The sequence below is a fragment of the Streptomyces sp. ISL-96 genome (assembly GCF_018614035.1).
GTDB lineage: Bacteria > Actinomycetota > Actinomycetes > Streptomycetales > Streptomycetaceae > Streptomyces.
Window position 1 is genome coordinate 1 of record NZ_JAGGPA010000079.1, and the last position, 18,016, is coordinate 18,016.

The 18,016-nt window shown below is 66.7% G+C and carries 19 protein-coding genes and 3 pseudogenes; 14 read left to right on the top strand and 8 right to left on the bottom strand.

All coding sequences use genetic code 11. From position 1 onward, the window contains the following. Positions 1-58 precede the first annotated feature (58 nt). The gene (locus tag J7E96_RS34410) at positions 59-235 is read right to left on the bottom strand and encodes an MEDS domain-containing protein (RefSeq protein ID WP_215137424.1); all 177 of its coding nucleotides are present in this window, start codon (positions 233-235) and stop codon (positions 59-61) included. Further along, positions 232-468 carry a hypothetical protein gene (locus J7E96_RS34415; RefSeq protein ID WP_251070855.1) on the bottom strand — a complete coding sequence of 79 codons (237 nt, stop codon included), beginning with the start codon at positions 466-468 and terminating at the stop codon, positions 232-234. Before J7E96_RS34415 ends, J7E96_RS34410 begins: the two co-directional genes overlap by 4 nt. A 673-nt stretch (positions 469-1,141) precedes the next feature. Here J7E96_RS34415 and J7E96_RS34420 point away from each other — a divergent pair. After that, positions 1,142-1,384, top strand: coding sequence for a DUF6411 family protein (locus J7E96_RS34420; protein ID WP_215137429.1), 243 nt, complete (start codon positions 1,142-1,144; stop codon positions 1,382-1,384). A gap of 313 nt (positions 1,385-1,697) precedes the next feature. Beyond that, on the top strand, positions 1,698-2,048 hold the full coding sequence (locus tag J7E96_RS34425; protein WP_215137430.1) for a PRC-barrel domain-containing protein: 351 nt from the start codon (positions 1,698-1,700) through the stop codon (positions 2,046-2,048). Between the two features lie 350 nt (positions 2,049-2,398). Here the strand turns inward: J7E96_RS34425 and J7E96_RS34430 are convergent, their stop codons facing one another. Next, positions 2,399-2,896, bottom strand: coding sequence for a hemerythrin domain-containing protein (locus J7E96_RS34430; protein WP_215137431.1), 498 nt, complete (start codon positions 2,894-2,896; stop codon positions 2,399-2,401). 308 nt (positions 2,897-3,204) lie between these two features. On the opposite strand from J7E96_RS34430, the gene J7E96_RS34435 reads away from it, so the two are divergent. Next, positions 3,205-4,080, top strand: a complete 876-nt coding sequence (locus J7E96_RS34435; RefSeq protein ID WP_215137451.1) for a SigB/SigF/SigG family RNA polymerase sigma factor — start codon at positions 3,205-3,207, stop codon at positions 4,078-4,080. A gap of 158 nt (positions 4,081-4,238) precedes the next feature. Here J7E96_RS34435 and J7E96_RS38965 read toward each other — a convergent pair. Then, positions 4,239-4,433 (bottom strand): annotated as a pseudogene (locus J7E96_RS38965) (transposase); the annotation flags it as partial. Between the two features lie 102 nt (positions 4,434-4,535). Continuing rightward, positions 4,536-5,672 carry a helix-turn-helix domain-containing protein gene (locus J7E96_RS34445; protein ID WP_308296273.1) on the bottom strand — a complete coding sequence of 379 codons (1,137 nt, stop codon included), beginning with the start codon at positions 5,670-5,672 and terminating at the stop codon, positions 4,536-4,538. Positions 5,673-5,871: 199 nt separating this feature from the next. On the opposite strand from J7E96_RS34445, the gene J7E96_RS34450 reads away from it, so the two are divergent. The 9 genes from J7E96_RS34450 (at position 5,872) to J7E96_RS34490 (ending at position 13,596) form a co-directional block, all read left to right on the top strand. Next, the gene (locus J7E96_RS34450; RefSeq protein WP_308296274.1) at positions 5,872-7,227 is read left to right on the top strand and encodes a nodulation protein NfeD; all 1,356 of its coding nucleotides are present in this window, start codon (positions 5,872-5,874) and stop codon (positions 7,225-7,227) included. After that, positions 7,224-8,012 (top strand): slipin family protein, encoded by a 789-nt coding sequence (locus tag J7E96_RS34455; RefSeq protein ID WP_215137432.1) that lies wholly within the window; start codon positions 7,224-7,226, stop codon positions 8,010-8,012. Before J7E96_RS34450 ends, J7E96_RS34455 begins: the two co-directional genes overlap by 4 nt. 66 nt (positions 8,013-8,078) lie before the next feature. Next, complete coding sequence (locus J7E96_RS34460) at positions 8,079-8,486, top strand: DUF3040 domain-containing protein (protein WP_215137433.1); 408 nt, start codon at positions 8,079-8,081, stop codon at positions 8,484-8,486. After that, positions 8,473-8,931, top strand: a complete 459-nt coding sequence (locus J7E96_RS34465; RefSeq protein ID WP_215137434.1) for a CBS domain-containing protein — start codon at positions 8,473-8,475, stop codon at positions 8,929-8,931. Before J7E96_RS34460 ends, J7E96_RS34465 begins: the two co-directional genes overlap by 14 nt. Before the next feature lie 60 nt (positions 8,932-8,991). Then, a complete protein-coding gene (gene nhaA, locus J7E96_RS34470) occupies positions 8,992-10,377 on the top strand; it encodes a Na+/H+ antiporter NhaA (protein WP_215137436.1) in 1,386 nt (461 codons plus the stop codon). 156 nt (positions 10,378-10,533) lie between these two features. Continuing rightward, positions 10,534-11,664 (top strand): site-2 protease family protein, encoded by a 1,131-nt coding sequence (locus tag J7E96_RS34475; protein WP_215137438.1) that lies wholly within the window; start codon positions 10,534-10,536, stop codon positions 11,662-11,664. 267 nt (positions 11,665-11,931) lie between these two features. After that, a complete protein-coding gene (locus J7E96_RS38625) occupies positions 11,932-12,069 on the top strand; it encodes a hypothetical protein (protein ID WP_308296275.1) in 138 nt (45 codons plus the stop codon). Positions 12,070-12,256: 187 nt separating this feature from the next. After that, positions 12,257-12,841, top strand: a complete 585-nt coding sequence (gene sigK, locus J7E96_RS34485) for an ECF RNA polymerase sigma factor SigK (RefSeq protein ID WP_308296276.1) — start codon at positions 12,257-12,259, stop codon at positions 12,839-12,841. Continuing rightward, positions 12,838-13,596: an anti-sigma factor domain-containing protein gene (locus tag J7E96_RS34490; protein WP_215137440.1), complete on the top strand. Its 759-nt coding sequence runs from the start codon at positions 12,838-12,840 to the stop codon at positions 13,594-13,596. Before sigK ends, J7E96_RS34490 begins: the two co-directional genes overlap by 4 nt. A gap of 447 nt (positions 13,597-14,043) precedes the next feature. Here J7E96_RS34490 and J7E96_RS34495 read toward each other — a convergent pair. The 3 genes and pseudogenes from J7E96_RS34495 to J7E96_RS38635 form a co-directional block, all read right to left on the bottom strand. Next, positions 14,044-14,715: pseudogene (locus tag J7E96_RS34495) on the bottom strand (hypothetical protein); the annotation flags it as partial. 263 nt (positions 14,716-14,978) lie between these two features. Then, a complete protein-coding gene (locus J7E96_RS38630) occupies positions 14,979-15,209 on the bottom strand; it encodes a sortase domain-bontaining protein (protein ID WP_215137459.1) in 231 nt (76 codons plus the stop codon). Positions 15,210-15,219: 10 nt separating this feature from the next. After that, positions 15,220-15,705, bottom strand: a pseudogene (locus J7E96_RS38635) (DUF4331 family protein); the annotation flags it as partial. 152 nt (positions 15,706-15,857) lie between these two features. Between J7E96_RS38635 and J7E96_RS34510 the strand changes: the two are divergent. Together J7E96_RS34510 and J7E96_RS34515 are read left to right on the top strand one after the other, a co-directional pair. After that, on the top strand, positions 15,858-17,444 hold the full coding sequence (locus J7E96_RS34510; protein WP_215137444.1) for a molybdopterin-dependent oxidoreductase: 1,587 nt from the start codon (positions 15,858-15,860) through the stop codon (positions 17,442-17,444). 78 nt (positions 17,445-17,522) lie between these two features. Beyond that, positions 17,523-18,016: fasciclin domain-containing protein (locus J7E96_RS34515; protein ID WP_215137447.1), on the top strand; the 494-nt coding region annotated here is incomplete at its 3' end.

Genomic DNA, 18,016 nt, shown 5'->3' on the forward strand with positions numbered 1-18,016 from the left:
CGCGGACTTGCGAAGACACAGTCATGTTTCAGCGTCCCACTGGCGACCGTCCCGCAGGTCAACTCCGACAGTTATTCATGAACAAGCCCCGGCGGGGGACGGCGACTGCCACGGGTTCACCCGCGCACAGTCCGTCGGTGATGAATGGGATCGTGCCGGCCAGGTACGCGTCGTCGTCGCGGTAGAACAGGGCTGGATGCACGAACGACTCGTCCGACGCTGCCATGGTCGTCATCCCGTCACCTCAATCGTTGCCAGGTCCGGCCAGATCATCTCCAACGTCCGCCGCGATGAGGGCGGCTGCTGAATGACCATCCACCGGCCTGCACTGCGGCGCTGCGCCGTCCAGGCCGGCGTGCGGGCTCCGGCGACATCGACGAAGGTGAGGTCGGACAGATCCAGATAGACGTTCTCATGCCGTCCAGCCAGGAGCTCCAGCGTGCATTTCCAGGGCGGGCGCGTGGTCAAGCTGTTTTCGCGGCGGGCACTCAGTCCCCTCCGGTCCACCAGCAGGCGGACATCAAGGGCGGCCGGTGACGGCCGGTGCCTCCCCCGGCCGTTGTGCGTGGCCGCTTCACCAGACCCCCGGATCCCATCGTCTTGGTCACACACGGCCTATTGTCACCCATGCCTTTGCGCTGCTGCGGGCCGGTCGTGCACCCCGGCGCTCAGCACTGGAGCATTGCTGGCACGAACGTCCAACGCCCCGCGCCCCGGTCCGACGCCCGGCCACCGACCGGGCCCGGCTTGGTGCCGCAAAGCAGATCTTCGAAAGTTCCAAGCCACTGTGGGCTGGCCACTGGACGGCTCAAGTATTCAGGGCCCATGGAGGGTTGGGCGCCGGCTCCACGGGCTCCGGCACAGCGCGTGAGTCAGTGGACGTGGCCAGGGGATGGTGATGTGGATCCACAGTTCCGACTGTCGTCCCAGGGCTGTGTCGAGGGGTGTGCGGAGGTGGTCGGCGCGCTGGGAACGGGGCCACGAACGTCTCCATTCCGGCGCGGACTAGCGCAGGGAGCCGCCTGCGCGCCGCCGGACAGGGGGCCTCGATGATGCATTGCCGGCCGTTACGTACCGCTGCGCATGCGCCCAACCTGCCGGGGCAAGTGGCAAGACACACCTCGCCCCCAAGGAGCCCTTCATGATGATTGTCGGCATTGTCGCCGTATGTGTCGTTCTTGTTGTCCTCGCCTTCTTCGTGCCCCGCTTGTCCCGTCACCCGGAACGCGGCACCCAGCGCACCCTGGGAGCCGGAACACGCGCCGGCGGCAAGGCCCCCGGGGTTCTGGGCCGGATCTTCAGCAAGCCCTTCCGCAGCAGCTCCAAGGCCGTGGGCCGCAGCGGTTCCGCCGGTCGACGAGCCCGCGGCCGCATGCCGTTCTAGACGGCTCATCCTGAACAAGTGGAGACCCTGCCCGCTCCTCCAGCAGTTCGATGACCGCCAGCGCCACAGGCAGTACCACGCTGGTGCAGAACACCGCACCGTGGCCCACTCTGCCTACCCGGCACGGTGCAGGAATGAATATTTAGCGCCGCGTGTGCACACCATATTGCGGGGCAGATGGTCAATTGGAAGCCATTACTTACTGGAGGCCAGCACACTATGGGCGCACTTCGCGGTCGCTGGTACCGCTGGTAAACCAGCCTCCGGAATCTTCCTTCCTTCCATCCTGTTCTCTCAAAAGGAGTTATTCAACATGACGAACAATCTGTGGACTTATGAGTCGGCGTCCGGTCACACGGCCGGTGCGAACCTGGTCGGCTACAAGGTCGAGGCCACCGACGGGCACATCGGGAAGGTTGACAAGCACTCCGACGAGGTCGGCGCCTCGTACCTGGTGGTCGACACCGGAGTGTGGATCTTCGGTAAGCACGTCCTGATGCCCGCCGGCACTATCTCCCGAGTCGATGCCGAGGAGGAGACGGTGTACCTCACCCGCACTAAGGACGAAATCAAGAACGCACCGGAATTCGACAAGGGCAAGCACACCACTGACACCAGTTACCGCGAGAACGTCGGTACGTACTACAACGCCCCGCGCATCTGACCGACACCGCGATCCAGAACACATGTGCCGCTGGCCGCCCCCGTCCGGGGCGGCCAGCGGCACATGTGAATGGCGCACTCCCCGGAATGGTGTGCGCACTCGCGGCGGCGGGAGGGGTTCGCCCTCCGATCGCTAAGGACGCGCACCACAGGAAACTCGGCACTTTCGGGATTCAGCTTTCGCGATATGGGGCGTTGGGCGGGGACAGGTGCAGTGGTGTCGCTGTGCGGGTCCGTTCTTGGGGGCTCTGCCCTATGTCTTCCTGCCGACATAGGGCAGAAAAGTCCTCCCTGATCAAGCCCAGAGCAGTTGGTGGTCACCGAGCGCGGTAGCCGTGAGCCTCAAGAGGCTCAATTGCTACTGGAAGCCATCAACTTGCGTACGTTCTCGATGCTGCCGCAGTCGGCATCCAGGTATTTCGCACGCGCTTCACGGAACGCCTTACCGAGCTGTGTGCGACGATCGTCGCTCATATTCTCCCGGGCGTCGTTGATCAGGGTCCGCTCTTCCTCGTCCGCGTGGTGGTTGACCGCCGTGACAAGTTCCTCGAGCTTCTCCTCCCACTCCTCGGAGGCGGTGTCCTCCACCTCGAGCAGGGCGAGCAACGCCTCGTTGGCTTCCTCATGCTCATGAACGCTGTGCTCGACATCGTCGTTGGCCACGTTCTTGTAGCGTCGGAGGGCGGGATACACCTCATCCTCCTCAGCCGAAGCATGGGCAATGAGGAGGGCGGCGAACTCTTTCAGGGCGGCGGTCCGGTCGGCTTCGGCGTTTCGCATGGTACGGAAGAGTTCTTCAATGCGGCGGTGGTCCTGCAGAATGGCCTCGACGACGTCGGTGGACGGCATGCTGACTCCTCCAAAAGTCTGGGCGGTGATCCGGTCCGCCAGTTACCCCGCTTTCCACAAATCAGACATGCCAGGTCCTGGACGTCTGCCGACCCCTCTCTGCCTGGTGGACCAGGGGGTTGACGAGGTGCCGAGGGACAGCCCGCGTAGACCAGCCCGTATCGCCACCTGCTGCGCATCGTCTTGGGCGCCGGGAGAAGCTGGCGCGAAGAGGGGGATGGGGCCGGATTTTGGGGGCAGGTGCCGTGCAGCAGCCGCTCCCGATTTTTTAAGGTGCCGACGTGACGATATCTACGCATTCCACAGGAATGTCCGTCCACCTGGACCCTGCCGGATCCACGAGCCAAGCTGACCGGCTTGTAGGTGAGTTGCCCTGGATAGAGGATGCCGGGAAGATCGCCCCCAGAGACGCCCGAGCACTGACGAAGCTCTTCTTCGACCAGATTCAGGTCCTCGAAGAGGGCACCCACGAATACCAGTACGCTCGCAATACGCTCATCGAGATGAACCAGTCCTTGGTCCGCTTCGCGGCGAGCCGGTTCCGCAATCGCGGCAACGAGGGCATGGAGGACGTGATCCAGGTCGGCATGATCGGTCTGATCAAGGCCATCGACCGGTTCGACCTGTCCCGCGAAGTCGAGTTCCCGTCTTTCGCGATCCCCTACATCACCGGGGAGATCAAGCGATTCTTCCGCGACACCACCTGGGCCGTCCACGTCCCGCGCCGGCTCCAGGAGCTGCGCGTCGATCTGGCCAGGGCCAAGGAAGAGCTCGCTGTCACCCTGGACCGCCAGCCCACTGTCGCGGACCTCGCTCAGCACTTGGAGCTGAGTGAAGAGGAGATCATCGAAGGGCTGGTGGCCTCCAACGGCTACACGGCCGGCTCTCTGGACACACCCACCGACGGCAGTGACGACGGACAGATCAACAAGAGCGGCCGCACGTACGCCGACACCATGGGCGGCTGCGACCCGGCGATGGAACTCGTCGAAGACTTCCACACCCTCGCCCCCCTTCTCAACGCACTCGACGATCGCCAGCGCAGCATCGTCGAAATGCGCTTCGGCCAGGAGATGACCCAGGCACAGATAGGCGAGAAGCTCGGCGTCTCACAGATGCATGTCTCCCGTCTCCTGACCCGCACCCTGACCACACTCCGTGCCGGCATGCTCACCGAGAACTGACTCGCAACTCCAGCGGACCTGAGGTCGCTTGCCATGGTTACTTGATCTCGGCCCGAGGCTACGGTGACGGCCCTCACGCATGTACCGAGGGCCCTCAGCAGTGCGTTCATGCAGGTAAGGCCCGGGTAGCCACCGAAGATATGCGAGTGCTCCCACGTGCTATCGACGGCCCACATCCGCAGCCGGTTGTAGACGCCTCGCCAGTTGCCGTACTTCTCCGGCAGGTACACCCACTGGCATCGCGTCAGGAACTTGAAGGCGATCGCATCGATCACTCGCGGTGATCCCGCAACCGTCCGCCCGCTTTGGCGTCCGGTCCGGGAGCAACGGCTCAATCTGCGCCCACTGCGCATCAGTCGACGGCACACCCAGACCAGTGATCAGATGACCCCAGGTCAGACCATGGCGACGCCTCACCATGGCCGCCTCGATTACGCCGTCTCGCGCGGGCTGAATCAGTCGGCGGGCTGGAGGGGACGGGACGGCCAGCCAAGGAGACGGGCCCCGAGCGCGGCGGTCTGCAAGATGTATCGCTCGTCCGGGTCGGTGGGGTCGTGGCCGGTGAGTTGCCGGATGCGAGTGAGCCGGTAAGTGACCGTGCGCACGCTCACTCCGAGTCTGCGCGCCGTGGTGGTGTTCAGGCAGCCGCTGGCGAAGTAGGCGGTCAGGGTTTCCAGCAGTGCCTTGGGCCCGCCGCGTGCTTCCTCAAGGCCGCCGAGAACTGTGGCCACGAGGTCGGTGATGGCTGCGCGGTCCCTGCCGAGGACCTGGAAGACAAGCAGGTCCGAGGCGCGCACGACGGGGGTGGTCAAGCAGAGCAGGGCGGCGAGGTCGAGGGACCTGCGCGCTTCCTGGTAGGAGCGGACGATGCCGCTGGGGCCGGGCCGGGGCCGGCTGATGGCGATCTGGTGCTGCTCGCCGACAGCGTTGCGTACGTGGGCTGCGAAGAACTCCGGGACCTCCGGCACCGCGCCGGGGGATACGCACACCAGCAGGCCGTCCTTGGTGGTGATCAGTACGTCTCGCGTACTGAACCGGGCCGTCAACGCTTCCTCGACATAGCGGGTGGTGTCGTCGCCGGCCCCAAGGGGGGCGTTCATGGCTCGCGCGACCGCCACACTGTGCGGGCCGACCAACCGCAGGCCGAACCGTTCGGCCCTCTCGGCGAGCCGGCCAAGATCGGTGCGGCCTTCGAGGAGGTCGTCGACGAATTCTCGCCGCGTCGCCTCTTCGCCGCGGACAGCTGCCCGGTGAGCGGTTTCGTAGCCCTCGGTCAGTGCCACCGCCGCATCGCTGACCGCCCGGATGAGGGCGGAGGCCACATCCTTCAGTTCTTGCAGGTCCTGGGCCTGACGGGAACCGGGTAGATCCGTCCAGACACGGCAGCCCGAGGCAAGGTACTCGGCGACCAGGACGCGCAAGGCCATACCCCGCCCGGCCGCAGCTGCCGCGAGGTGCTTCAGGCCCTCGATGTCTTCATCGGGGAGCCGCTGCCTACTGATCGAGATGCCGGCGAGCTGCTCCAGGTAGCGGTCCATATACGCCGCTGGGGGATCGCTGTCTGCGGCGGCTGCGGTATCTGGCGCGGGCACCCTGGCATCCGGTGTGGCCGCATGCGGACCCAGGCTGCGTTTTCCCATCGACATGGTGTCCATTTTGCCGGACTACGGCAAATTGTGCGGGTTCGAGACGGCCGTCCCTTAACGCCCTCGGCAGGCGTCCGGCCTGCACTCACGGGTAACCCGTGAGTGAAACGCCCTGCGAGACCCACGCGAACAGGGGAACCGTGCCGTGCCCCGAAGGCGCCTCCGCTCACTGGTCCGGAGGGTCATCCAGATCCTCCTGGTGACGCTGGCGTGCCTTCTTGCCGCCCCCGCCATGAGCGCGGCCCAGACGTCGACCGTGCTGGTGACGCGGGTGGACGGCACCATCACACCTGTGGTCGCCGATCACATTGAGGAAGGGCTGCGCATCGCCGAGCGGGAGCGGCACGTCGCATTGCTCGTCGAGACAGACACCCCGGGCGGGCTGCTGCAATCGACCAGGGAGATCGTCAAGGACGTCTTCGCCTCGAACATTCCGGTCATCGTCTACGTCGCCCCGTCCGGGGCACGGGCCGCCTCTGCGGGCGCCTACATCACGCTGTCCGCACACGTCGCCGCCATGGCGCCCGGAAGTCACATCGGCGCCGGGACACCGGTGACCGGCCAGGGCGAGGAGGCGAGCGACAAGGTGATCAATGATGCGGTCGCATTCGCGGTCTCGATCGCGGAGCAGCGCGGGCGGAACACGGTTTTCGCCCGGGACATGGTCCGCGACGGCACCGCGGTGTCAGACCAGGAGGCGGTGCGAACGGACGTGGTCGACCTGGTGGCACCGTCGCGTGATGCCCTGCTCAGCGAGTTGGACGGCCGCCGCGTCACCGTAGGTGCGGCGGACGCGGAGCGCGAGGTGGTTCTGCAGACGGCCGGTGCGCGGATCGTGGACCACGATCTGGGATTCTTCGGCGAGCTGCGGCAACTGCTGGCCAGCCCGGAGCTGGCGTTCCTCTTCCTGTCGCTCGGCACGCTGGCCGTGATCTACGAGCTTGCCAGCCCCGGCATGGGATTCGCCGGCATCACGGGTGTGATCCTGCTCGTCCTCGGGTTCGTCGCGCTCAGCGTGCTGCCCTTCAACGTCGGAGGACTGCTGCTCCTCGGTCTGGCCGCTGCCCTGTTCGTCGCAGAAGTGCTCACACCCGGCGTCGGCATCTTCGCCGCCGGAGGAACCGTGTCGCTCGTACTCGCCGGAGTGTTGCTCTTCCGCGGTGAGCTCGGCGTGGACCCCGCTGTTCTGTGGCCCACCGCCGTAGTGGTCGGAGGGGGCTCGGTACTCGCCGGCCGGCTGGCGTGGCGTGCCCGCCGTGCTCCCGCGACGACCGGACACGAGGGACTGCTGGGCAGCGAGGCCGTGGTACGTCGTGTCGACGGCGCCACTGGCAATGGTCAGGTCTTGCTCGAAGGCGCGTGGTGGACAGTCCGCGGCCGTGAGTCCCCCCTCACCGAAGGGCAGCGCATCCGTGTCGTTGACCGCGAGGGCCTGCACCTGATCGTCGAAAACGCCGAGCTTCCGGAAGGCCGGCACACCGAACAGGAGGATGGATCATGAACTCAGGACTGATGGGCATCATCGTTGGCGCAGCCGTCCTGCTCCTGCTCCTGATGGCCGCCGTGAAAGTCGTGCCCGAGTACGAGCGCGGGGTGATCTTCCGCCTCGGAAGGATCATCGGCGCCAAGGGCCCCGGACTCTTCTTCATCATTCCCGTCGTCGACCGCATGGTCCGCGTCTCGCTGCGGACCGTCACCATGGACATCCCACCGCAGGACGTGATCACCAAGGACAACGTCACCGTACGGGTCAATGCCGTGACGTACTTCAACGTCGTGGACCCCAACCGGTCCGTCGTGGCCATTGAGGACCACATCAAGGGAACCTCGCAGATAGCCCAGACCACACTGCGCAGCATCCTCGGCCAAGTGGACCTCGATGAGCTGCTGGTCAACCGGGACGAGATCAACCAGCGGCTCCAGCAGATCATCGATGGCGTGACCGACCCCTGGGGAGTGAAGGTCACTCTGGTCGAGGTCAAGGACGTCGAGCTGCCCGAGACCATGCGCCGCGCCATGGCCCGGCAGGCGGAGTCGGAGCGTGACCGGCGCGCCAAGGTCATCCACGCCAAGGGTGAGTTTGAGGCCGCCGAGACCCTGGCGAACGCCGCAGTACGGCTCGAAGGGCATCCCGCGGCACTGCACCTGCGGATTCTGTCCACGATGTCGGAGATCTCCAGCGACCGGAACTCCACCCTTATCTTCCCGCTGCCCATGGAGATCCTGCGCCTTGTCGACATGCTCCGGCCCCCCGACGCAGAGCGGAGCCCAGCCCGCACCTCATAGGCATGAGACCCCGCCGAGCGGTCGTGCGCTCTGCGGGGGGAGATCCCAAGGACACAGGTGGTCGGTATGAACCCCTCAATGGACGACCGGCGCATCCTCGCAGAGATCGAGCGACGCCTCGCCCTGGACGACCCCGAGCTGACATCGCTGATGGACACACTGAACCACCAGTTCCCCGGCGCTCAGGACGAGGCCGATGAAGGTAACGGTGACGGCGACCGGCGCGACTGGCGCGTGAAAGCAGCGGTGGCGCTCGCCATTCTGGCGGTGGTGGGCATGATCCTCACGGCGATCTTCAGCAAGCCGCCCTCCGCCGAGGACAACCACGTACCACCGAACGGCCTCGCTCCTGCGGTAGCCATATACACCCAGCACCGTGGTCTACGGTCCCGGGACGCACCAGAGCAGCGCTGCCCGGGCAAGGGGGACAGACAACCGAACTCCCAAGGGGCGAGCCCTCATGCGCGCGCGTGATCTCGCGGAGCCATACGTCTCAGTCAGCATGGAGGCCGATGCCGCAGAGGCGGTGAGACTGCTCGTAGAGCACGCTCTGCCCGGTCTGCTGGTTGTCGACTCTGCCGGGCAGCCGTACGCGATTCTGCCCGCTTCCGATGTGGTCGGGACACTGGTGCCCAGCTACGTGCAGGAAGATCCCGTGCTCGCCAACGTGATCGACGAGCCGCATGCCGATGTCCTGTATCACGCGCTCGCGGGACGGAAGGTCGCCGAATGCCTTCCGGTGGGAAGGCCGTTCCTGCCCACTGCCGCTCCCGACTGGACAGCCATGGAGCTCGCAGAACTGATGACGCGCACCCGAAGTCCCCTCATCCCGATTGTCGAGGGGGATGCCGGGGGCCCGGGCCGACCGCTCGGTGTCGTCACGGCCGCCCACCTCCTGGAACGGCTCCGCCAGGCGTGAACACCCTGCTGGCTCGAAGCATCCCCTCACTCCCTTCCGGATCACCGAGAGGTCAGCTGTATGCCCGGAGGCAACCGCAAGACCCGCACCTTCCTCGGCCGTCTCCCGCTGCCGGAGCGCACCTTCGTGGCGGACGCTCTGCGCACCGAGACCGTCGGTGGCATGGTGCTGCTCGCTGCGGCTGCCATGGCCCTGGTGTGGGCCAACACACCGCTGAGCGGCGCCTACGAGTCGGTGCGGGACTTCCACTTCGGCATCGGGGCACTGGGGCTGGATCTCTCCGTGGCCCACTGGACAGCCGACGGGCTACTGGCGATTTTCTTCTTCGTCGCCGGCGCCGAACTGAAACGTGAGCTGGTGGTCGGCGATCTGCGCCACCCCGGAACAGCGATTCTGCCCGTCGTCGCAGCGGTGAGCGGCATGGCCGTACCGGCCCTGCTCTACGGACTCGTCGCCACGTCCATGGGAGGAACGTGGAACGGCTGGGCCGTTCCCATGGCCACCGACATCGCCTTCGCACTCGGAGTGCTCGCGGTGATCGACACCCATCTGCCGTCCGCGCTGCGCGCCTTCCTGCTCACGCTGGCAGTAGTCGACGACCTCGGTGCCATCGTCGTCATCGCCGTCTTCTACACCCACACGATCAACCTGGCGGCCCTCATCGGCGCCGTACTCGGGCTGGGCCTGTTCTTCCACCTGCACGACCGAAGGCGGGTGCACGGCTGGTACTGGTACCTGCCGCTGGCACTGGTGATCTGGGGCCTGACGTACGCCAGCGGCGTACATGCCACCGTGGCAGGAGTCGCCATGGGGCTCCTGCTGAGGGTGACGAAGGACGGAGAGAAAGGCCGACGTCCGGCCGAGCGGATCGCGCACCTGGTACGCCCGGTCTCCGCCGGAGTGGCCGTCCCGCTGTTCGCCCTGTTCTCAGCCGGAGTCAGCGTATCCGGCGACACGCTGGGCGATGTCGTCAGCCGGCCTGAACCGCTGGGCGTGGCACTGGGCCTGGCCGTCGGCAAGGTTGTGGGCGTCGTCGGCGGCTGCTACCTCGCTGCCCGCTTCACGCGGGCCCGACTCAGCCCGGACCTCTCCTGGCCGGACGTGATCGCCGTGGCCATGCTGGCCGGCATCGGCTTCACCGTCTCGCTGCTGATCGGTGAACTCGCCTATCCGAACCCTGCGGACCTTGAGCACATCAAGGCCGGCGTCCTCCTCGGATCCCTGACTTCCGCGCTGCTGGCGTGCGTACTGCTGAAGCTGCGGAACAACAAGTACCGGCGGCTGTACGAGGAGGAGACGCTCGACGAGAACACCGACGGCATCCCCGACATCTACCAGCAGGGCAATTCCCCCCGCCCGCAGAGCAGCACCGACCGGGAGAGTCCGAACGCGGACCGGCACCGGCAGAACGGCGACCCCGACGACCCACCCGCACCCGACAGGTGACGCACCCATGCCCAGGAAAGCCACGCCCTCAGCCGCCCGCCCCAACCGAGGCAGACTGTCAGTGGACGGACACCGCGTTGGTCCGGTCCCGGGGACGCCCCGGAAGCGGAGCGGCTCGGGTGGAGGACCGCCTGCTTCAGTCCGCGGGAGGCAGTGATGAACAGCTCGGTACGGATGGGACGAGTTCTCGGGGTGCCGCTGCGCATCCACTGGACCGTGCCCCTGCTCGTAGTGCTCTTCGGATACAGCCTGGGCAGCCAGACGCTCCCCGCCTGGGTTCCGGAACAGTCGAACGCCACCTACACGGTCGCCGGTCTGGCCGGTGCGCTGCTGCTCCTCGGAAGCCTGCTGGCTCATGAGGCCGCCCACGCGATCACCGCAGGGAAGAAAGGCATCCCGGTCCAGAACATCACGCTCTGGGCGCTGGGCGGGATGACCGAGATGGGCAAGCCGCGCGCGGCCGGCGCCGCCTTCCTCGTTGCCGTGAGCGGCCCGCTCACCAGCCTGGTCGTCGGTGCGGCGGCGTTCGGCGCGGGTCTTGGTCTGAACGCGCTGACCGGCTGGGCGGTGCCCGCGGCTGTCATGGTGTGGCTGGGGTGGGTGAACTTCGTGCTGGGAGTGTTCAATCTGCTGCCTGCCGCGCCGCTCGACGGAGGACGTGTGGTGCAGGCGGTGATGTGGTGGCGTACCGGAGACCGGGACCGGGCCGAACGGGCAGCCGCACGCAGCGGGCAGGTTTTCGGGTTCCTGCTGATCGCCGCCGGATGGATCTCCGTTCTGCGCGGTGCCTTCAGCGGTCTGTGGCTGATGATCATCGGCTTCTTCATCATGATCGTCGCCAACGCGGAACGGCGGCACGCCGGGCTGGCCTCAGCCCTGCACGGGGTACGAGCAGCCGATGCCATGTCGAGTCCCGTGGAAACCTGCCCCGACTGGCTGACCGTGGAACGCTGCATCGACGAAGTGGCCATGCGGGCCCGCCACTCCACCCTGCCCCTGATCGACTTCGAAGGACGCCCCAGTGGCATGATCCACCTGCCCCAGCTCGCGAAGACGCCGGCGCCGCAGCGGGAGACAGTGCGCGTACGTGACGTGGCAACCCCGCTGTCGCAGTGCACCACATGCGCGCCCGACGACTTTCTGGAAGACGTACTGGAAAAGGTCCACCGGAGCAGCGGCATGCGGATCCTCGTCACCGATGGCCAGCACCTGACGGGCATCATCACCGCGCGAGACATCTCACGGCTCTTCCAGCGCCACGCACTTCGCGGCAGGCAGAGCCGCTGAGTCAGGCGCCTTTCCGGCGCGTCATGAGTCTGTGGTGCCGCACCCTTCGTCGGCCCTCAGGTTCCTCAGCAGCAGGACACGGAGGCCTCCACCCCTCTGGAGACAGCGGTCGCCCTCCTCATCACCGTTCTGTTCCTCTGGGTCTCACAAAGGATCCTCCTCGGCCACAGGATCGGATGGAAAGCCCTACTGCCGGGAGCGATCGCGACCACCTTCGCGCTGCTGGGTCTGCGGCTCTTCTCATGGCTCGTCTTCTCCCCCCTGATCGTGACCCACGCCACCGCGTACGGCTCCATCGGAACCGTGCTGGTGATCCACTCCTGGCTGGCCGGCGTCGGCTTCGTCCTATACGGAGGCACACTCGCGGGCAGGATGCTGTACGAGAGAATCCGTCGGGCAACGTGAAATTGAATGTGTTCCATGGCGGTCGACCATCGACGGACCGGTGTCAGCCCCCCCTTCGCGCGGATGTGAGAGCCGTCCACACCCGCCCTCGACCAGTCCGATGCACTTTCGTCGCTCGCGGGCCAAGCCGGATGGCTTGCCGCGCCGAATGTGAGTCGTACAGGTGCGGTACTGCAGAATCGCACCTGTGACAGACAACGCCCGCACTAATGCGAACCCGGGCCTCGAAGCCGATCTGCCGTCGCTGATGGAGAAGGTGGCGCAGGGCGACCGTGATGCGTTCACCGGAATGTTCCACGCAGTGTCCGAACCGGTTTTCGGCGTGGTCTGCGGGGTCCTGCGGGACCGGGCCATGTCGGAGGAGGTGTCTCAGGAGGTCTTGGTGGAGGTGTGGCGGACTGCGCCCCGATACAACCCCGGCCGGGGGTCGGTGATCACCTGGGTACTCACCATGGCTCACCGCCGGGCTGTGGACCGAGTCCGTTCGGAGCAGGCGACTTCGTCTCGTGAGGAACGAGCAGCGCGTTTGGCCCGTGGGACTGAGTTCGATGAAGTGGCCGAGGAGGTCGAGGTGAGGATGGAGAGCGCCGCTGTGCGGGCTTGCCTGCGCGGTCTGAGTGAGCTGCAGCGACAGTCGGTGACCCTCGCCTACTACCAGGGGCTGACCTACCGGGAGGTGGCTGAGCGGCTTGCGCAGCCGCTGGGCACGATCAAGTCCCGGATGCGCGACGGCCTGATCCGTCTGCGCGACTGCCTGGGGGTGACTGCATGATGCCGGATGACCTGCACACGCTGGCCGGCGCCTATGCGCTCAATGCGCTGAGCGATGTCGAACGCGAGGCGTTCGAACGGCACCTGGCCGAGTGTGCGTCCTGCGAGCAAGAGGTAAGGGCGCTGTCCGAGACGGCGGCGCGGCTCGGTATGGCGGTTTCGGCGCCCGTACCGCGCTCTGTGCGAGAAAACGTGATGCGGCAGATCCACCTCGTTCGCCAGGTCGCACCCGCGGTGCCCGCTGCACCTGCTCCGCCTCCACGACAGAAGAGAGGCGGACAACGGGGTCTGGTGTGGTCTCTTGCCGCGAGCATCGCAGCAGCGGTCATTCTCGGGGGGACGACGGTTATGCAATACCAAGTGGCCCTCGACGCTGAACGGGACGCCCAGCGCGTTCAGCAGGCGGCTGACGCTGCGGCCGCCGTCCTCACCGCGCCAGACGCCCAGCTGGCAGTGACCCGTCTTCCGCAGAAGGCGGCGGGCACGGTGGTGGTGTCCAAGAGCCGCGATCAAGCCGTCTTCACTACGACCGGGTTGGCCCAACCGCCCAAGGGCAAGGTCTACCAACTGTGGTTCAACGACGAGGGCACCATGCGCTCTGCAGGTTTGATCGACCCCGACCGCACCAGCACGATCACGCTCCTCGACGGACCGGTCGACAAAGCGACCGGCATCGGCATCACCCTTGAACCGGCCGGCGGATCGCCCCAGCCGACCAGTCCACCACTCACCCTCACACCGTTCCCCAGCGCCTGACGATGGCTACGATGGCCCGCCGACAGCCGCCATCTGGCTAAGCCCTGCCGTCCGATGCTCCAGACGTACCGAAGCGACTCTCGTCAAGCAGCCGATGGCGCACACCCTCTTTGCCACACCAGTCGACCGGAACCTTGACCTGAGTCTGAATCAGGTGCCCGACCTATCCCCCGGCGAACGAGTCGCCCTGCCCCCGGTGCAGCACACAACCATGCCTCGCGGGGCCCAGACCCGATTCCCACCCATGTGACCGTAGCGTCGACGTGGGTTGTACGACGTCCTCAGGCAGGCTGAGTGATGGCCCCAGCACTCTGGCGAGTGTCGAGGCCATCTGGACTCCCTATGGGGCGATGGACGCACGCGCCGCGTCAAGTCGCAGATCACGTCGGGCACATGCTGTGTCCCCGCCCCCTGCGCTCCCTCTCGCCTTGGTGGTTAGCCGTGACTCATCGGCGCAGAGCCGGTGGAGCCTTGCAGCATGCCGCAGCTGGCGGGGGCGGTGGCTTCCTGGGGCAGCTTCGGGTCGAGTTCGCTCTTGCCCTTGCCGAAGTCGTACTTTCCGTTGCCGTTCGGATCGATACCGTGCTGCACGACATGCAGGTTGGTGATGTTGTCCGCCACGGCCTGGGAGACCGTGATCGTGCGCGAGTAGGACACGTTGCCGTTTCTGTCCGCGACCGGCATCCGGTCGACAGCGAGTCCGCTCGCCTTCGACGTGTCGCCCCTGGTGGTCAGGGAGATGTTGATGTCCCCGTAGGCGGGCAGGCCCTCTGTGGTGGTGACGATGCCGTCGCCGTTCTTGTCCGCGCTGGCGTCGGGGCAATGGAAATTGTGCCCAGACGTTGAACCGTGGATGTGCTGGGCGTGCGGCTGGCCGGGGACGAGGCCCTGGGCGTTGATCTTCACAGTGAGCTGCCGGCCTTGGAGGCTGAGCAGCGCCGTGCCGCTGGCACCGGAATCGTTCAGCTGCCGCAGGTCGACCTTGTAGTCCCGGCCGTTCTGGGCCTGGGAGCTGCCGTCGCGTCCGTCCTGGGCCAGTACCGGTGTGGCCAGAGCGAGGGTGAACGCTGCGGGCAGTGCTATGAGGGCAGTAAGACGGGCTGAGCGCTTGACTGTCATCGCAATGCATCCCCTTCCGGGGGTCACCGGCCAGAGACCGGCTCCACTTTCGGTTATTTTTCCCGTTCACTCCTTATTCGTCGCGGTATCCGATGTGGATTGGTCGCGCGTACTTTTCTTGCCCTGACCGCCGATGCCAGTCGCAAAGCACCTGGGGGCTCGGCCGACCCTCGTGCGCAGGATGGGCAAGCCCCGGCCGGGCCGAGCGTTGCGGGGCAACAGCGTCGACGTGAGGGGTGAGTCAGGCGCCATGGTGGGCTCGGTCAGTCGGCGCCCGCGAGGGTGGCGTAGACGACGAGGTTGTGGCTGTACTCGCCTCGCTGGCGGTCATAGGTGCCGCCACAGGTGATCAGCCGCAGTGCCGGTGGTCCTGTGGTGGCGTTGACCTGGCTGTCGGGCAGCGAGTCCTTGTCGTACGGCCGCAGGGCCTCGACGGCGAATACGGCGGTGCTGCGGTCGTTTCGGCGTACGGATATCCGGTCGCCTGGACGCAGCGAGAAAGCCCACCATGGGGAAGCCGTCTCCGAAGGCGGTGCCGCCGAAGCCCGCGCCGACTCCGCCGTCGGGGTGGAGGGCGTCGGCCTGGTTGACGGCCGCGGTGTTGGGCAGGGCGACGTAGGGGAAGGTGTCGCGGGCTGACGGTAGGGGGCGTCCACGCGATCGCCGGCAGCCAGCGCGGGCCCGATCTTGCCGGTCTGCGCGGCGCCTTCCAGGGCCTGGAGTTCGATGTCGACGACGTCGTCGTTGAGGCGGCGGCCGTTGGGGAAGCCGGCCAGGTCCTTGCCGAGGACGCCGAGGCGGTTGGGCTTGGCCGTGGGCGGGACCGACATGTTGAGCCGCAGCTCTTCGGCCGGTACGAACTTGGCCTTGTCGGCATCGGCGTTGAGTCTTGCGAGTTCAGGTCCGCCTTGATGGGGCCGCATTCCTTGCAGATCCGGTGAGGAAGATCTCGACCAGGTCGTTACGCGGCGTGGCGGGTGCGGGGATGCCGTCGCTGCGCCCCGAGCCGCCGGTCAGCAACCCGTCGGGCGCGACGGCGCCAGGTCTCTTGTGCTCTTCGGTGACGGTCATCGCGGAGCCCAGCCAGGGAAGTTCTTAACTTTTTGGGACGAGGGACCAATCCCTTCAGGAGCCGGCTCCGAATGGGGGGCGTGAGGATCTCCGGTACGACCCTGGCCCGTGGGGGGCTCGCCGCGCTCAGCGGCCTGCTTTCCGGCTACGCTGCGCTCGCCGTCGCTGAACTCGTGTCGGCGGCGGTGCGGCCCGAGGCGGGGCCCGTCACCGCGGTGGGGGGTGCGGCGATCGACCGTACGCCGGCACCGGTGAAGGACTGGGCGATCCGGAATTTCGGCGAGGACGACAAACTCGTCCTGCAATTGGGCATCCTCGCAACGCTCGCCGCCCTCGGGCTCGTGCTGGGCATGGTCGCGCTTCGATACCGGCGTATCGGTTCGGCGGGTGTACTGATCTTCGGGGTGGTCGGTGCAGCGGCGGCCGTGAGCCGCCCGGACTCGTCCGGCATCGCGGACGGCCTGCCGTCGCTCGTGGGCGCTCTGGTAGGTGCCGTTCTCCTCTACACCCTGATCGGCAGCCTGAAAATCCAGGACCAGCCGGCCATCCAAGAGGCCAAGGACAGTAGCTGGGACCGGCGAGGCTTCCTTCTCGCCGCCTCGGCAGCCGCGGTCGCGTCCACCGGTGCCGGTGCTCTGGGCCGGACACTGAACGGCCGGCGCGGCCAGGACGCAGTGACCTCGCGTGCCGGGGTACTGCTGCCCGAGCCTGCTTCACCGGCGCCTCCCATCCCGGCAGGGGCGCAATTGCGGGTTGCGGGTGTCAGTTCTTTCACTACGCCCAGTAAGACGTTCTACCGGGTCGACACCGCCCTGGTGGTACCGAAGGTCGACGCCACCAGCTGGAAACTGCGTATCCACGGCAAGGGCGTCAAGCGTCCGCTGACGGTGACGTTCCAGGATTTGCTGGAGCGGGAGTTGATCGAGCGGGACATCACGCTGACGTGTGTGTCCAACGAGGTCGGTGGCCCGTACGTGGGCAGTGCGCGATGGATCGGCGTACGGCTGGCGGACCTGCTGCGCGAGGCCGGCGTGAAGCCGCCTTCGCGGGGCGGGCCCGCCGACCAGCTGGTGGCCCGCTCGGTGGACGGCATGACGCTCGGTACGCCGGTCGAGGACGTCATGGACGGCCGCGACGCGATGCTCGCGGTCGGCATGAACGGCGAACCGCTCTCCTTCGTGCACGGTTTCCCCGTGCGGATGCTCGTTCCCGGGCTGTACGGATACGTATCGGCCTGCAAGTGGATCGAAGACATCGAACTCACCACGTTCGACGACTACGACCCGTACTGGGTCAAGCGCAAGTGGGCCCAGAAGGCCCCGATCAAGACCCAGTCCCGTATCGACACCCCCAAGCCCTTTGCCCGCCCCGAAGCGGGCACCGTCATGGTCGCCGGCGTCGCCTGGGCCCAGCACCGTGGCATCGAACGGGTCGAAATCCGTGTCGATGACGGGCCTTGGCGGCCCGCGGACCTCGCCGCGCAGCACACCGTCGACACCTGGCGGCAGTGGTCCTACCCCTGGAAGGCCACTCCTGGCGGGCACACCCTGACCGTGCGCGCCACCGACCGCACCGGTGCCGTACAGACCGAGAAGCGGACCGGCACCATCCCCGACGGCGCCAGTGGCTGGCACTCGGTCGTCGTCACCGTCGACTGACCGCCCCGCCCTTCCGGCACCCTCTTCGACCCACGTTGTCTTACAGACAGCAATTAAATGATCACCCAAGGAGACATCATGAACACACTTCGCTTCCGTCGCGCAGCCGTCGCCGTTGCCGCTGCCGCGGCTCTGCCGCTGGCCCTGACCGCGTGCTCCGACGACAGCTCCGACTCCGCGTCGGACAACAGCTCGTCCACGGCCGCCTCCACCCCGAAGGAGTCGACCCCGGCCGCTGATGACACAGCGATGACGGACAAGCCGTTCGGGCCGGGGTGCGCCACAGTCCCCAAGGACGGTGCGGGTAGCTTCGACGGCATGGCGCAGGACCCGGTCGCGACCGCCGCGTCGAACAATCCCGCCCTGTCCACCCTGGTCACCGCGGTCAAGAAGGCCGGCCTGGTCGACACCTTGAACAATGCTGAGAACATCACGGTGTTCGCACCCACCAACGACGCCTTCGCCAAGATCCCGAAGGCCGACCTGGACAAGGTCCTGGCCGACAAGGCCACCCTCACCAAGATCCTCACCTACCACGTGGTCGGTGAGAAGCTCGCCCCCAAGCAGCTGGA